Source organism: Bartonella sp. 11B (assembly GCF_002022625.1).
GTDB lineage: Bacteria > Pseudomonadota > Alphaproteobacteria > Rhizobiales > Rhizobiaceae > Bartonella > Bartonella rochalimae.
On record NZ_CP019783.1, the window covers coordinates 1,009,035 to 1,025,274 of the forward strand.

At 32.1% G+C, this 16,240-nt stretch carries 16 protein-coding genes and 2 tRNA genes; 6 read left to right on the top strand and 12 right to left on the bottom strand.

Going from position 1 to position 16,240, the window contains the following annotated elements:
• Positions 1–11 precede the first annotated feature (11 nt).
• The gene (gene rimO / locus Bho11B_RS04335) at positions 12–1,325 is read right to left on the bottom strand and encodes a 30S ribosomal protein S12 methylthiotransferase RimO (RefSeq protein WP_078673757.1); all 1,314 of its coding nucleotides are present in this window, start codon (positions 1,323–1,325) and stop codon (positions 12–14) included.
• Between the two features lie 444 nt (positions 1,326–1,769).
• On the opposite strand from rimO, the gene Bho11B_RS04340 reads away from it, so the two are divergent.
• The 3 genes from Bho11B_RS04340 (at position 1,770) to Bho11B_RS07370 (ending at position 3,018) form a co-directional block, all read left to right on the top strand.
• Positions 1,770–1,845: transfer RNA gene (locus tag Bho11B_RS04340), tRNA-Lys, on the top strand.
• A gap of 422 nt (positions 1,846–2,267) precedes the next feature.
• Positions 2,268–2,396: a hypothetical protein gene (locus Bho11B_RS07335; protein WP_256363462.1), complete on the top strand. Its 129-nt coding sequence runs from the start codon at positions 2,268–2,270 to the stop codon at positions 2,394–2,396.
• A 397-nt stretch (positions 2,397–2,793) separates the two neighbouring features.
• Complete coding sequence (locus Bho11B_RS07370) at positions 2,794–3,018, top strand: Tn3 family transposase (RefSeq protein WP_078674095.1); 225 nt, start codon at positions 2,794–2,796, stop codon at positions 3,016–3,018.
• A 110-nt stretch (positions 3,019–3,128) separates the two neighbouring features.
• Here the strand turns inward: Bho11B_RS07370 and Bho11B_RS04350 are convergent.
• The 4 genes from Bho11B_RS04350 to Bho11B_RS04365 form a co-directional block, all read right to left on the bottom strand.
• A tRNA-Ser gene (locus Bho11B_RS04350) sits at positions 3,129–3,218 on the bottom strand.
• Positions 3,219–3,635: 417 nt separating this feature from the next.
• Positions 3,636–3,962: a hypothetical protein gene (locus Bho11B_RS04355; protein WP_078673758.1), complete on the bottom strand. Its 327-nt coding sequence runs from the start codon at positions 3,960–3,962 to the stop codon at positions 3,636–3,638.
• A complete protein-coding gene (locus Bho11B_RS04360; RefSeq protein ID WP_035005797.1) occupies positions 3,940–4,284 on the bottom strand; it encodes a hypothetical protein in 345 nt (114 codons plus the stop codon). Before Bho11B_RS04360 ends, Bho11B_RS04355 begins: the two co-directional genes overlap by 23 nt.
• A 330-nt stretch (positions 4,285–4,614) precedes the next feature.
• Positions 4,615–5,835 (bottom strand): UbiH/UbiF family hydroxylase, encoded by a 1,221-nt coding sequence (locus Bho11B_RS04365; protein WP_153300855.1) that lies wholly within the window; start codon positions 5,833–5,835, stop codon positions 4,615–4,617.
• Between the two features lie 178 nt (positions 5,836–6,013).
• On the opposite strand from Bho11B_RS04365, the gene pcsA reads away from it, so the two are divergent.
• A complete protein-coding gene (gene pcsA, locus Bho11B_RS04370) occupies positions 6,014–6,775 on the top strand; it encodes a phosphatidylcholine synthase (RefSeq protein ID WP_078673760.1) in 762 nt (253 codons plus the stop codon).
• An 81-nt stretch (positions 6,776–6,856) separates the two neighbouring features.
• Here pcsA and Bho11B_RS04375 read toward each other — a convergent pair whose 3' ends face one another.
• The 7 genes from Bho11B_RS04375 to Bho11B_RS04405 all read right to left on the bottom strand — a co-directional run bounded on the left by Bho11B_RS04375 (position 6,857) and on the right by Bho11B_RS04405 (position 13,976).
• A complete protein-coding gene (locus Bho11B_RS04375; protein ID WP_035005794.1) occupies positions 6,857–7,669 on the bottom strand; it encodes an MBL fold metallo-hydrolase in 813 nt (270 codons plus the stop codon).
• 8 nt (positions 7,670–7,677) lie between these two features.
• A complete protein-coding gene (locus Bho11B_RS04380) occupies positions 7,678–8,451 on the bottom strand; it encodes a TatD family hydrolase (protein WP_035005792.1) in 774 nt (257 codons plus the stop codon).
• Between the two features lie 8 nt (positions 8,452–8,459).
• Positions 8,460–10,001 carry a methionine--tRNA ligase gene (metG, locus tag Bho11B_RS04385; RefSeq protein WP_153300819.1) on the bottom strand — a complete coding sequence of 514 codons (1,542 nt, stop codon included), beginning with the start codon at positions 9,999–10,001 and terminating at the stop codon, positions 8,460–8,462.
• 63 nt (positions 10,002–10,064) lie between these two features.
• Positions 10,065–11,120, bottom strand: a complete 1,056-nt coding sequence (locus Bho11B_RS04390; protein WP_078673761.1) for a DNA polymerase III subunit delta' — start codon at positions 11,118–11,120, stop codon at positions 10,065–10,067.
• The gene (gene tmk, locus Bho11B_RS04395) at positions 11,117–11,770 is read right to left on the bottom strand and encodes a dTMP kinase (protein ID WP_078673762.1); all 654 of its coding nucleotides are present in this window, start codon (positions 11,768–11,770) and stop codon (positions 11,117–11,119) included. The genes Bho11B_RS04390 and tmk overlap by 4 nt, the downstream gene beginning before the upstream one ends.
• A gap of 42 nt (positions 11,771–11,812) precedes the next feature.
• Complete coding sequence (locus Bho11B_RS04400) at positions 11,813–12,985, bottom strand: D-alanyl-D-alanine carboxypeptidase family protein (protein ID WP_078673763.1); 1,173 nt, start codon at positions 12,983–12,985, stop codon at positions 11,813–11,815.
• A gap of 103 nt (positions 12,986–13,088) precedes the next feature.
• Positions 13,089–13,976: a septal ring lytic transglycosylase RlpA family protein gene (locus Bho11B_RS04405; RefSeq protein WP_035005785.1), complete on the bottom strand. Its 888-nt coding sequence runs from the start codon at positions 13,974–13,976 to the stop codon at positions 13,089–13,091.
• Positions 13,977–14,640: 664 nt separating this feature from the next.
• On the opposite strand from Bho11B_RS04405, the gene Bho11B_RS04410 reads away from it, so the two are divergent.
• Both Bho11B_RS04410 and Bho11B_RS04415 read left to right on the top strand, forming a co-directional pair.
• Positions 14,641–15,288, top strand: coding sequence for a LemA family protein (locus Bho11B_RS04410; RefSeq protein ID WP_078673764.1), 648 nt, complete (start codon positions 14,641–14,643; stop codon positions 15,286–15,288).
• Complete coding sequence (locus tag Bho11B_RS04415; protein WP_035005781.1) at positions 15,289–16,140, top strand: YgcG family protein; 852 nt, start codon at positions 15,289–15,291, stop codon at positions 16,138–16,140. It abuts the gene before it with no gap.
• Positions 16,141–16,240: the final 100 nt, after the last annotated feature.

Genomic DNA, 16,240 nt, shown 5'->3' on the forward strand with positions numbered 1-16,240 from the left:
TGTTAATATTTTTAAATTACGTTGCCATAAAGATCATAAGAATCTGATTGCTCGATTTTAACAGTAACAAACTCACCTATACGCAGTGGTTTTCGAGATGATATATGCACAACGCCATCTATTTCTGGAGAATCATATTTACTACGGCCTTTAGCGATTTTACCTTGTGTTTCATCGATCAGAACTTGAAGTCTTTTTCCAATTTTTTTCTTTAAAAGATATGCGGAAATTTTTTGTTGTTTTGTCATAAAACGATGCCAACGCTTTTCTTTCACTTCTTCTGCAATATTTTCTAATCCAAGATTATTTGCTACAGCACCTTTTACTGATTCATATTTGAAACAGCCAGCACGTTCAATTTTTGCTTCTTCTAACCATTCAAGAAGCATATTAAAATCTTCATTAGTTTCTCCTGGAAAGCCAACAATAAATGTTGAACGTAACGTTAAATCTGGACAAATTTCTCGCCATCTTTCAATTCTACAGCTTATTTTTTCGACATGAGCAGGACGTTTCATATTACGTAAAACATTTGGTGATGCATGCTGAAAAGGAATATCTAGATAAGGAAGAATTTTTCCTGCAGCCATGAGCTCAATAGCTTCATCAATATGAGGGTAAGGATATACATAGTGCATTCTCACCCAAATCCCCATTTCTCCTAATTCGCGACAAAGATCTAAAAATTTTGTTTTTATAACGCGATTTTGCCAAACACTTTCAGCGTATTTAAGATCAATCCCGTATGCGCCAGTATCTTGAGAAATCACCAAAAGCTCTTTTACACCTGCTAGTACAAGTTTTTCTGCTTCGCGAAGAACATCGCTTATAGGACGTGAGATGAGATTACCACGCAGAGTAGGGATAATACAAAAGCTACACCGATTAGAACATCCTTCAGAAATTTTTAAATAAGCGTAATGGCGAGGTGTTAAACGAATACCTTGCAGAGGTACTAAATCTAAAAAAGGATCATGAACTGGAGGTATTACTGTATGAACTGCTCGTATAACACTTTCATAATCTTGTGGTCCAGTAATAGCTAATACATTAGGATGTGCTTGAAGAATAATATTAGGTTCAGCACCAAGGCATCCCGTTACAATAACTTTTCCATTATTTTTGATAGCTTCATCGATATTGGCTAATGATTCCTTTCGAGCAGAATCAATAAAACCACAGGTATTAACAATAACTAAATCAGCTCCTTTATGTTTATTTGAGATTTCGTAACCTTCAGAACGAAGGCGTGTAATAATGCGCTCAGAATCTACAAGTGCTTTTGGACAACCGAGAGAAACAAAACTAATACGAGGCGCTACCATAATAATTCCTGCAAATTCTCTAATGAAGATCTCATTTGATTCATTATTTCTGCTATTTTAGCCAAAAAAGAAATTAAATATTTAAAGGCTTTAGAATTTTTTATAAAGTTATTTAAAACTTTTTTATGATAATTTTATAATATAAATTTATAATCTTTTTCCCGTTAGTGATAAATATTTTCCTTATTAATTAATTACAATGAAATTTACTTTAGAATATTTTGATATGATAAATAATACATATTTAAGCTATTTTCCTAGCAATTAATATAATATTATAATTTATCTTCTAAATTAAAAGAGAATGAAAAAAGTTTATAAGAAATAAATAGAATTTTAATAAATAAAATTAGAAAATAATATTTTTTTAATAAAGTATTGACCAAATGAAGAGTCAATCGTATGTTCAGTCCAATTTCCATAAGCAAGGTTAACTTGTTTGGGGAGCGCGTAGCTCAGCTGGTAGAGCAACTGACTTTTAATCAGTAGGTCCAGGGTTCGAATCCCTGCGCGCTCACCATATTTAAATAAAATCAACAGGTTATCTAAAAGTTAGGGATTTTTGGTTCCATTGATTTTATTATGTTTTTTCTATTTCATCCCGAAGTTTTTTATTGATTCTATTGCTAGGTGTTTTCTATCCGCTATTTGGGTATAGAGGGAAGGCATGTTATGTCTGGATACCCGTATTGCTGCCCTGGTACGTTATACCTCAACGGCTAAAACAACAGCGCTTCAGTGCTTACCAGAAAAAAGAAAACTGGTTACGCTTGTTGCATTCTTCTACTGTATGGAGGTGACGGTGTAGGATGATGCACTTAAATGACTTGAAACACACTCTGGGGTCTGTTCAATGAAGCGATCCAGGTAAATAAACGGAACCACCAATGAACACTTAAAGATCTGGATCGTGCAGCAGAAATACTGGCAAAAGCATGTCGGATGATCCTTGACGACAAGTTACCTGATACTGATATTCGTGATAATATCTTCAATACCATTTCCGAATATGTACTGAAACATGCTGTAAATAATGTGACATCACTTGTTCAATCTGCTAATAACGTTTAACTTTTAATGAGTAAGAAATGGGAAGCTCTGCGTCCAATAATCTGCCGCTCTCTGGGATTATCATCAGCACCTAGTGCCACTCTGTCGGCTCATCGCAACAGAACTGGATTCAACATATCGTGATGTGCAGGACCGACTACCGGAAAACTCGACAGTCAGATTTGCAGAGAATGGCAATAAAGCTGAGCTGATCTTGAGTCTTCTGAATGCCATTGAAGAAACAGCATCACTGATCGTATTGCGGCAGCGAATGGCCGATATGTTGCCACGCGTTGATTTTCCTGAACTTATACTGGAAATCGATGCCCGAATCCATTTTGCCGGTACCTTTACCTATTTATCAGAGCAAAGCTCCCGCGTCTCGGACTGAATATCAGCATTTGTGCAATGCTGATGGCTGAAGCCTGTAACACCGGTCCGGAGCCATTTATTACGTAATGATGTCGCGGCACTAGAGCGTGACCGCCTGACCTGGACAGACAGCAATTATATCAGAGACGAAACGATTCGAGAAGCAAACGCCATTCTGGTCGCAGCACAAAATAGCGTTCCACTGGTAAATATCTGGGGTGATGGTGAGATGGCGTCAATAAAAAGAACAAAAAACGAGATTGATTCGTAATAGATTTTAGAAGAAAATATGAGATCCTATTCCCTAACCTTTATTTAAGAATCCTGCACCTTAAAAAAACACATGTAAAATCAGTATGTTATAGCACGATAAAAGTGCTATGGCGGAGGGGGTGGGATTCGAACCCACGGTACAGTTCCCTGCACGCCGGTTTTCAAGACCGGTGCCTTAAACCACTCGACCACCCCTCCAAAGTAAATACAACCTTGTTCAAAGAGCAATATACTTTTTACAAGGTTCTTTTAAAAGGTCAATGACCTAAATTTATTTCTAAACATTTTAATTAAATTGTTTTAAATATTTTTATCAAAATGAATAAGCATCATCAATATAATAATACTTTTGAATCTTAATTGTAAATTTGGATATTAGAAAACAGGAAAGGGGAGGAGAGTTGTTAATATTTTATAACATTTGCTACGAGAAAATACAAAAAACGCATAATGCCTTAATAAATATCAATTAACATGTTTGTAATATATAATGAGATAACTTATTAAAATAAAAATCTATAATGATGAAATAAAATGATAATATAAAGAAAAGAATTAATTCATATATAATATAAATAATTAAATTTTTATCATCACAAAACTTAAAAAAAATAATTATTGAAAAGTATTACAATTATTTAAAAACTTAAAAATAATACTAATAATGATACCTATTACTGATCCTATTGTAACACCAATTATTATTCCGGCGGGAAGTGTTAGGCGTATACCTATTGCGATAATTGGACCAAATCCTGGAAGAGAAATATAGCCATAATTCGCAAGAATTGCTGCAACTGCTCCTGATAAACTACCATTGAGGGCTCCAATCAATGCTAAATCTTTAATATAATAATAAATTCTTTTCAAAAAACTTCTTCCATAATTTTCTGAATTAATATCACTACAAGCTTTTAAATTAATCATATTTTTTTCTTTCATTTTGAATGCTTATTGTTCCAGAATAATCAATAGATATAAGAAAATAACAGTTTTTAAATTCTGCTAAAGCACGCCAAACACCTTTATCATCTAAACGTAACCGTTTAATATTTCTAAAACCATTTTTTGTAAGATAATTTCTGATTTGTGAAGCGGTAAAAGAGTTTTTTCCTACTTTGCTTGTTTTTTGAAAGACAATATATTTGGATGTTAGATAACAGGGATCGTAGTAAATATTTATTGGTAAAGCGATAACAGTGGGTGAGATACAAACAATTACCATAAAAAGAATAGTTAATCTCAAACTTTTATTTAATTTCATTGTTTATGTACCATTGATGGGAAAAATTTCCTCAAATATTCACATTTATCTAACTTAACCCTTTTATTCTTAATGAGTTCCCTAATATTTTATTTTCAATACTATTTTATAGAAAATAGTAAGATTTTTTTCGTTTTAACAAATTGTATGAGCGTTTATTTTAATGCGCGCGCATTTATATATTAGTTTTTATTTATGAAAAAAACTTTTTAAATATTTTCTAGCTCTTAAAGCTTATATTAATAATGAGAAAAAATTAAAGATTTTCATTTTTATATGGTTAGACTTGTATTTAGAAGAGTAAAATATATTTCTTCATTACTCAATAATCTAATTATTAATTGACTTGGTTGTGAACATATTCATAATTGTTTTAGAGCCATAACCATAATCCATTCCTTCTCTCATAAATAAATGACGTAATGGTGAGCAATTACGTAATAATTCAAGCCCAGCACTGCGTAAAATATGAACAGGTAACATATTGGAGAGTAAGGCATAGCTAAGTGTATGAACGAAACCACTTCGAATAAATATATCAGATTTACGATGTTGATTATAATTCGCAGTAATTTCTTTTAAAGCAGCAGTAGATACTTCATCGGGTATGAGATCAACCAAAGTTTGAATATCACGTATCCCTAAATTAAATCCCTGTGCACCAATGGGAGGAAAAACATGAGCTGCTTCACCAACTAAAATTATTCTATTAGCAGCAAAAAGATCAGGAATAAGACCTAAAAGAGGCCATGTTTGAATCTTAGTTTCTATTTTTATTTCACCAAGAATTGCTTGCATTTGATTTTCAATCATTGTTGCAACCTCTTCTAATTCCATATTCAAAAGCTCTTTAGCACGAGAAAGGCTACCAATCCATACAAGACTAGATTTATTACCTGGTAAAGGAACTTGCGTAAAAAGACCATCTTTTGTATAAAATTCAGTTGATATATTTTGATGAGGTAAATTATGTAAAAAATTAAAAACAAGTGCTATTTGTGGGTAATTCCATTGTTTGATATTAATTCCAGCCGCTGCTCTTGTCGGAGAAGAACGTCCATCAGCAGCAACAACAAGTGGTGCTTTAATAACTTCTTCATCTTCAAGAATAATGCAAATATGATCTTTTTGATGACTAAAATCTTTTACTAAAGAAAAAAACCTTGTAATATTTGGTGTGTGTTTAATAGTATTGGTTAAAGCGTCATTTAATTTTAAATTAGGTATATTATAACCGAAAGCTTTTTCACCAATTTCAATGGAGTGAAAGTTTACAGTAGGGGCTCGTATAATCTGAGATGTTATATCAATAATTCTAATTGAAGATAAAGCTGCTGCATGACATTTAAGAGTATCCCAAATATTGAGGGTTTGCAGCATATGAATTGTAGGCATCATAAGAGCAGTTGTTCGTAATTCATCTCTTTTAGCAGGTGGACCAATCAAAGATACAGAATGCCCTTTACGAGCAAGATTAAGTGCTGCCAACATACCGATTTGGCCAGCACCAATGACAGCAATATTTTGATGCATATTTTTTTTAGATATCAAGATTGTTTAAGCCTTTTTAATATTAATTGTTATAACATCTTCACATAAATTATATCTTATTATATTACCTAAATAAATATAAAGTAGTTATCTTGTACTCTTTTTAGATATCAGTCATAAAATAAACAGAGATAGCATTTTAAAAAATAAATAAAGGCTCTAATTAGGATAGAAAACCTTGAAACCTAAGACTAAAATCAATAGGGATAGCTTATATCCAAAAATAATAACAATATTGCAAGTAAAAGCATTTTCTGTTCATTTATTAACAGCCTCAGGCTCATTTTTGGCGTTTCTCTCTCTAATATCTGCATCCGAAAAAGAATGGGTCTCTATGTTTTTCTGGCTTGGACTCGCTCTTTTTGTTGATGGTATTGATGGGCCAATTGCACGTAAATTAGACATAAAATGTGTACTTCCAACCTGGTCTGGTGAAATACTAGACAATATTATTGATTATATAACTTATGTTTTAATTCCAGCATTTGCGCTTTATCAAAGTGGTTTTATGAATCCTAGACTATCATTTATATTAAGCGCCATTATCATCATTTCATCAGCTATTTATTACGCAGATACTGGAATGAAAACTGAAGAAAATTTTTTTAAAGGATTTCCTGTAGTTTGGAATATGATAGTGTTTATGCTTTTTGTACTAAGACCGGGGGAATATGTTACTTTCATTATTATTTCTTTATCGGCAATTATATCTTTTTTACCTATTTATTTTATCCATCCAGTGAGAGTTATCCGATTACGTGTGCTTAATTTTCTAATTTTTCTTATATGGTGCTGTTTTGGTATAGCTGCACTTTTTCACCAGCTAAATGCTCCAAATTGGATTAAAATTGGAATTTCAATCTCTGGTTTTTACATTTATTGTATTGGTGCTGTTATGCAATTTTTTCCAAAATTAGGTGTAAAAAATAAGAAAAAATAAGAAAGCAATTATTCTTATATTAATTTTAATGAATTAAAGTTCCATAATATATATTATGCGATAATTTATAAAATATCTATCTTATAGTACATTTGTTTCAAAAGTAAGTCCTTGATACGCTGGCTCAACATGTGCTGGGACATAATTTACAACATCATTATAATCAAGCGAGTTATCCATATGTGTTAATATAGCCCGTTTTGGTTTTAAATATTTTATCCAATATAATGCTTGATCAACTGAAAAATGGCTTGGATGAGGCTTAAATTGAAGAGCATCAATAATTAAAACATCTAAATTCATAAGGCCTGATAGTGTTTCTTCAGGAAATTCGCTAACATCTGTGCAATAAGCAACATTACCAATACGAAAACCCAAAGAATGAGTGGCGCCATGAATTTGTAAATGTGCCTTTAAAATAATGTCTCCACCCTCCCCTTGGATTCTAAACTCACTTTTTTCACATATAAGATTTTCTTTTAAAATAGGTAAATAATGTGATCCTTTTGGCGTTTGAAAACAATAACCAAAAGCTTTATTAAGGTGTTTTAACGTAAAAGCATCTGCATAAATATCTATTAAACATTTTTGTGCAAGAGCATAGCTGCGTAAATCATCAATACCGTGAGTATGATCTGCATGGAAATGCGTATAAACAGCAGCATTAAGATGGCTAACACGCGCATTAATCATTTGTGAACGAAAATCTGGACCAGTATCAATAATGGCTGTTGTTTTCATTCCTAATTTATGAATTCGTTCAACTAATAAAGAAGTTCTATAGCGTTTATTTTTAGAATTATTTGAATCACAAGCTCCCCAATAACCATTAGGACGTGGTACTCCTGGTGATGAACCGCAACCCAATATTGTAAAACGATATCGATGACACATTTTTTGCTCTATTTCATTTTACTAAACAAACGAAAAGCATTCTGCGTTGTTATTTGTATTGCTTCTTCAATGCTTAAATTAATAGTTTTAGCAAGAACAGTAGCTGTATGATACAAAAAAGATGGCTCATTTGTTTTACCACGATAAGGAACAGGTGCTAAAAACGGAGCATCTGTTTCAATCAATAAGCGCTTATGAGGAATAATCTTTGCTATTTCACGAATTTCAGAAGCATTCTTGAAAGTAAGAATACCTGAAAAAGATATATAGCCACCAAGTTCAATACCGGCATGAGCAAGCTGCATTCCAGAAGAATAACAATGAAGAATAAATGGAAAACATTTTTCTTTTATTTTCTCACGTAATATTTGTTCCATATCTAAATCAGCATTACGCGAATGAATCACAAGAGGTAATTGTGTTTCTTGAGAAGCAATAATATGCTTTATAAAATTTTTCTTTTGCTCTTGAGGCGAAGAATAATTGTAATGATAATCAAGTCCAGATTCACCAAATGCAACGATTTTAGGATGCCTTGATAAATGAATAAGATTTTCAACTTGAATATTTTGTTCTTCATGTACATAGTTAGGATGAGTTCCAACAGAACAAAAGACTTGATCATAAGTTTGTGTAATTTCTAAAAGCTTATCGAGCTTATGAGAATGTGTCGAAATTGTTATCATGCGTCCAACATTAGCAGCTAGAGCTCGCTGAATAATTCCACTCAAGTCTTGTGAAAAATCCTCAAAATCAAGATGGCAGTGCGTATCAATTAACATTGTTAATATCAGCTTTCTTTAGAAATATAACGAGGGAAAATTGGTACTGGTGGTGGAAGTACTGTCTCCTCTTTAATTTTTAAATCACTAATATGATGCAATAATCGATCCTCTTCAGCAATTGCAAGACTATCAAGAAGTTTAGTTGCTGATTGTGGAATGAAAGGTAAAAGCATGATCCCTATTCGCCGCAAAACCTCTAAAGTTATATAGAGAACTGTAAAAAACCTTTCTGGATTATTTTTACGCAAACTCCAAGGCTCTTCATTAGCAAAATAACGATTGGCATCTGCTACAACTGAAAAAATAGCCGAAAGTGCTAAATGTGGGGCCTGATTTGACATAGTTTGGCGGACAACTTCAAGCACTTGAAGAGATTGTTTCAACAGTTGTTCATCTTGAATTAGAAATGCAGCTGGCGTAGGAACTTTCATATTACAATTTTTTTCAACCATAGATAAAGAACGTTGCGCTAAATTACCAAGATCATTAGCAAGATCAGCATTAATGCGATTTACAAAATTATCATGATTGTAACTACCATCTTGTCCAAATGGTACTTCACGAAGAAAAAAATAACGTACTTGATCAAGTCCATAACAATCAACCATTTCAAAAGGATCAACTACATTTCCAATAGACTTTGACATTTTAGCACCGCGATTAAGTAAAAATCCGTGTGCGAAAATTCGTTTAGGTAATTCAATTTCAGCAGACATTAAAAATGCTGGCCAATAAATTGCATGAAAACGAGTAATGTCTTTACCAATAATATGGACATCTGCAGGCCAAAAATTACGTTTTTTCGAAGTCTCATTGAAAAAATCAATTCCAGTAAGATAATTTGTTAGTGCATCAACCCAAACGTACATTACATGTTTTGGATTTCCCGGAACACGAATGCCCCAATCAAAAGTTGTTCGTGAAATGGAAATGTCTTTCAGGCCTGATTTAACAAAACTTATAATTTCATTGCGTCGCTCATTAGGCCCAATAAAATCAGGATATTTTTCATAATGTTGAAGAAGTGCTTTTTCATAACGTGAAAGTCTGAAAAAATAACTTTCTTCTTCATTCCATTCAACTGGAGATCCTAACTCTTTCTCACGACGAACTCCTTCTTGATCAACTTCGGTATCTTTCTCTTCATAGTAAGATTCTTGACGAACTGAATACCAACCAGCATAACAACCAAGATAAATATCACCTTTAGCTTCCATTTTTTTCCAAAGTTCTTGACAAGCTTTATGATGCCGTTCTTCCGTTGTGCGAATAAAATCATTATTAGAGCAATTAAGCACTGCAAGCATTTTTTGAAAAACAGCACTGTTGCGATCTGCAAGTTGTTGAGGTGTTATATTTAACATTTCTGCTGTTTGTTGCATCTTTAGACCATGTTCATCCGTACCAGATAGAAAAAATACATTTTTTCCATCAGCTTTTTGAAAACGAGCCAAAGTATCACTTACAATTGCGTTATAGGCATGTCCAATATGCGGAGCACTATTGGGATAAAAAATTGGAGTCGTTATATAGTATATGTCACGCATAATTATACTCATTGTAAAATATAACCAAAGAATATAGTGACATAATGTTTGTTCATAACATTGTCACGGAAAAAACTTATTTTCATAAACAATCCCATGAATTTTAAAAAGAAGATTAATCACAAATTGCTTTTTATCAAGATTAAATGATTGCATTTCTATCATTGCTTGAAAAATATTTTGCCACATTTGCGCATACTTTTTTGATAAATGAATAGCTCCCTCTTCTACTAACTTAAGAGCTTTTTTGTGAATTATATCAAGAATTTCATTACAAAACTGTTGAAATTGTATCTCCGCATCAGATGATGAAAGCGCTTGAGCAAAATTATGCACAATAACAGGATTACAAATAGATTGCTCTAAGAGCTGATTAATAGTTTGAATAACTTCAAGCCCATCATAACAAAGAAGTAATGCTGCTTTTCGAAGACTTCCCCGAGATTTGTGAATAATTGTTTCAATATTTTGCGGATTAGTTAATACCTGATTGGAAAAAAAATGTGAAATAGCTTTTTGCATTTCATCATTATGTAAAGGTCTTAGGGAGATTTTTTGACAACGTGAACGAATTGTTGGAAGCAATTTGCCTAAAGAATGCGAAATAATAATAAATAAAGTTTTTGTTGGAGGCTCTTCAAGCATTTTAAGAATAGCGTTTGTAGCATTTTTATTCATATCATCTGCAGAATCAATAATGATAATGCGCCATAAGCTATCTTGAGACGTTTGATTTAAAAAATGCTTGATATCGCGGATATCATCAACTGTGATACCTGTTTTGAACTTTTTTGTTTTTGTATTAAAACGACGTGAGACATGTATAATACTGGGATGACTACCCTGCTTAATTTGGCGCCATATAATTGAATCTTGTTCTGGTTGTAAAAATTTATCTTTTTGAGAATTTAAAATATTCCAAGCAAAGTGAAATGCTAACGTTGCTTTTCCTATCCCACGTTCTCCTTCAAATAATAGCGCATGATGCAGCCGCCCTTCTCTAAGCATTTGTTCTAAAAAATGACGAGCCTCTTCATGGCCAATGAGAATATTATTCTGTGAAGGTGATAAAATGCCGTCAATATCATCATATTGACATAAAAAATTTATATCATTCATGGAAAAGCCGGTAGTAACTGATGACAAATATCTTTTATCTGATCCGCAATTACTTCAACTGCGCATGTACCATCAATAACTTGAAATCTATAGGGTTCATGTTTCGCTAATTCAAGAAAAGCTTGGCGTCTTTGCTCTTGAATAGCGAGATCATCTTTTTCAAAATAATCAATTTTTTCTATTTTTTTTCTTCGTAAGTTTACACGCTCTATACCAAGTTTTGCGGGTATATCTAATAAAAACGTTAAATCAGGTTTTATTCCCTTCATACCAATATGTTCTAAAATAGAAAAAATATGTGCATCCACTTTATTATTTATCCCTTTATTTATCCCTTGATAAACACGTGTAGAATCAATAAATCGATCACATAAAACAATTTTTCCAGCTTGCAAAGAAGGCATAATGATTTCAGAAACATGATCGGCACGTGCTGCTGTAAATAAAAACGTTTCAATAAATGGCCCATATTGTGCTACACTACCTGATAATAAAATATAGCGTATTGCTTCTGCACCTGCTGTTCCTCCAGGTTCACGTGTTATAATAACATCATAACCTTTTCTACCTAAATATTGAGCAAGCAAAGAAATTTGAGTTGTTTTTCCTACACCTTCTCCTCCTTCAAATGTAATAAAGTAGCCTGACATGTATGAATCTCTTAATTCCTTATTTTTGTGCATGTTTGCTCATTATAAATATTTTCGTAACCATCCAATTGTTATTTCATGAAATGCATCTTTTACTTTTACAAAAAAATTTCCTTTTTGAACATCTGCTCCAGCCCAAATTAATTTTTCAACAAGAAGTTGTTTATCTGAAAAAATTTGAATAATACCAACTTTTTGTCCTGTAGTGACGGGAGCTTTTAATGGGCCATGATACTGAATTATTGCGTTAACATCATTAAAATTTTTTTGCTTTAAAAGCATAAAACTTATCGGCTCTTTAACAATAAGCGGAACAGAATTTTGTGCTCCACCATAAACAGAAGCATAACCAACCACCTCATCTCTTGTAAAAACTGTTTTAAGATCAAAAGCTGTCATAGCCCATTCAAGAATGCGCTTTACTTCTTTTGTACGCTCTTGTTTATTTTGCAGACCGTTAATTGCAAGAAAAATACGTTGCTGATTATTATAAGCAGAAATAACAGTTGAAAAACCTACTTCTTCACTATAACCAAAACCTAGCCCTTCTATTTTTACATCATTTTCTTGAAAAATAAGGGAATTTTTATTACGCTGAGTGATCTTATTCCAAGTAAAATTAGGCTCACGATAAAGAGCATAATAATCAGGATATTCATGAGCAATATGGCGTACTAATGTAATTATATCACGTAAGGTTGTAAATTGTCCTTTTTCAGGCAGCCCTGTTGCATTAACAAAATGGCTGTGTAGCAATCCAAGCGTTTTAGCTCTTTTATTCATCAATTTTGCAAAATTAGCCTCATTACCGGCTATTCCTTCAGCCAGAATAACAGCTGCATCATTTCCATTAACAATAACAAGGCCATGCAAAAGATCAAAAATACTAATTTCCGTTTTTTCCTTTGCAAACATAGTGGTTGTACCGGAAGGCGCCCCTCCTTTTCGCCAAGCATTTTCACTAACTTTAAATTTTTGTGTTTTATTTAAAAATCCTTTTTTGAGTTGATAAAAAACCACTTCAGCTGTCATTAATTTTGCTAATGAAGCAGGAAAAAAAACAATATCACTTTGTTTTTCAAAAAGTATTGTATCTGTATTGTCATCCAATATCAGCAATTGCAATGCAGATGTTTGAAACTTTTTTGTTTGTCCTTGTTCATTGAATATTAATATCCAAATTAAGGAAAATAAAACCTTCAATAACAGATACACGCTGATTCTCCCTCTCTTTTAGAATCAACATAAGGCGGTTTATTACATAAGAAAAGGTTTCTTCTCTTTTTAAATTAAAGTGTTTACAGATTATAAAAATGCTTTAAACACCATTTAATTTACTACGTCTATTTTTAATAGAAGCAACGTGATAGAATGATGTAGGCTTATCAATCAAAACTGGACCAATTTCCGGCAATCTTATTGAAATAGTTTCATTTTTTTCCTTCTGATTACTCGCATTATAATCATTCGCATTAAAAGTAAACAATGTAATATCTTTTTGTGCTGCTGCGGTATCTAAGGTATCTGAAGTATCTGAAAATGCCATAATCATAGGTGGATTATAATTGCCAGGATTATAAGAAGCCATTAAATATTCACTATCATAATTATTAATAGGCGCTTCAGAAATATATTCCACTTTAACATCCGCCGTGCCTTGATTTAAATAACCGAGCATTATTGCAGCTTGTTTTGATAGATCAATAATTCTATTCTTCATGTAAGGACCACGATCATTTACTCTAACGATGATAGAGGACCCATTTTTCAAATTAGTAACACGAGCATAGCTAGGTAATGGCATAGTAGGATGTGCTGCAGTTAAAAGATTCATATCATAGACTTCACCATTTGCAGTTGGGCGTCCATGAAAATATGAACCATACCACGATGCCTGCCCAACACGCTGATACGTTGGGTCAGATTCTGGATAGTACCACTTTCCTTTTATTTGGTAAGGCTTACCAATAACAACTCCTTTTGCAACTTTGTTTTTTAATTTATTCTGTTTCTGTCCATTTAAAATTCTTTCAGGCACAGAAATAGCTTTAGCCTTTACAACTTTATTATTATCAACATTTTTTGTTGAAAGCTGCATTATTGGATTTGCACAAGCTGTTAACAATTGAGTGAAAACTACTATAAAAATAAATCGAAATATTAATTTAACAGTGAAAATAAATTTTTCTTTGCTATCTAAAAGCATTTATCAACCCGCTTATTTCTATTTTACATCATGTACACAAACAAAACTCTGCATATGAGTTAAGGGAATTAATGCTATGAAAATTCTTATTCCCAAGTGAGTATATATGATATTATTAAAGTTCACTTTTTATCAAGAGGTTAACAGAACGTTAAAAATATTTATTATTGTATTAGAATAGTAAATACCATTTTAAAAAGATAAAATAGTCATTAAAATTTAATAAAATCAATTTATTATAATAGAATTTTGAACAAACTAATCACGATATAATTTATAAAATAAACAGCATATATTTATGTGAATAACTTATAAGTAGTTCTTAATTAAGAGTGCAGACAGACATACTTAACGAATCGGCTTGACAATTTCTTATTAATTTATACATAGAGTCTATTGAAAAACATTATTGATTAAGCGCACAAGAATTCGAGTTGTGGAATTATATGCTATAATGAAATCCATTTACTCATGTTTTTAAAAGCCTGAACTATTTAAGGAAGAATTTTTGATGCGTCTCTAAAATGAGCAATATCGGTAACAAACATTAAAGATATTAATATTAATGAGTCAGTTTCAAAACTCAAAATGCTTTGCCGTATATAAAATATACCCTATTATAAAATATACCCTATATACGTGAACAAGTTTTCGGAGATATTTTATGCTAGATGTACTAACTACACAACGAACTATAGCTATCTATCCTCAATTAAAAATATTAAAATCATTTTTTATTATTGTTTTTTTAGCGTTTTTAATACCATTTTTAAGCGGATGTGGATTTAATATAATACCAACAAATGAAGAAAAAGCACATGCAGCATGGAGTGAAGTTTTAAACCAATATCAACGCCGTGCAGATCTCGTTCCTAATCTTGTAGAAACTGTTAAAGGTTATGCATCACATGAGAAAAACGTACTTTCTGATGTTATCGAAGCACGTGCAAAAGCAACGCAAACAACTATCAATGCTGATATGTTAAATAACCCAGAAATTATGCAACAATATCTCAATAATCAAGCAAATTTATCAAGTGCTCTTTCACGTCTGATGGCTATTGTTGAAAATTATCCTGATCTTAAAGCAAATCAAAATTTTTTAGCTCTTCAATCACAATTAGAGGGAACTGAAAATCGTATTTCTATCGCCCGCCGTGATTATATTGAAGCAGTACGCGTGTACAATACTGCACTCAAAACAATGCCAACAATGATTTGGGCAAAGTTATGGTTTCGCGATGCAAAATCTATGCAAACATTTACAATTGATAGTAATGCTCAACAAACACCGCAGGTTAATTTCAATTAAATGATACCATTTCGATATTCTATTCAACGTAGTATTATTTTAGTTTTTTTAGCTTGTACAAGTTTTTTATATTTAATTATTACGTTGAATGATATTGCCTATTCGCAAATCTCATTTCCTCATTTAACTGGTCACGTTAATGACACAGCTCACTTACTTGACCATACAACAATAAAAAATTTGACAACAAAACTCTCTGCTTTAGAAGAGCAAACAGGTGATCAAATTGTTATTGTAACTGTTCCTACTCTTTCTGGAATTGATATCGAAACCTATAGTAATTTACTTTTCCGTAAGTGGGCCCTAGGTCAAAAGAAGATGAATAATGGTGTCTTACTTGTTATTGCTCCAAACGAACGTGAAGTACGTATTGAAGTAGGCTATGGTTTAGAAGGAGAATTAACAGACGCGGTTTCTTCAGTCATTATTAATAATTTTATTCTTCCTAATTTTCGTAATAAGAATTATCAACAAGGTATCATCGAAGCAATCAACGCAATAACCAAAATTATTATAGAAAATGATTCTGATTTTATTTCCCGAATCAAGGAAAAAGCTAAAGCCGTTGAAATACAGCGTAAACAAGAAAAACAAGAAGAAATGATATTTAATACAATTATATTTTTAATTTTTTTTATAGTGATTGGTTTACCTATTTTAGCAATGATTTTTGGACAAAAAGTAGGTCCACAAAAATATCGTTGGATGGGAATCATTTTTACTCTTTGGTTTATCAATTTGAGTATTGATGGTAAACGCTCTGATAATATATTCAGAAGACATTCAAATAGGGGCGGTTTTAAAGGTGGAGGAGGCTCATCAGGTGGAGGTGGTGCATCAGGAAGATGGTAAAGTATCTTTAATACAGATTAATCACTTCTATATTAAATAGAATAACTTTTTAAAAACAATAATATAACAAAAAATGATAAATTAAATTATGAATTAAAAA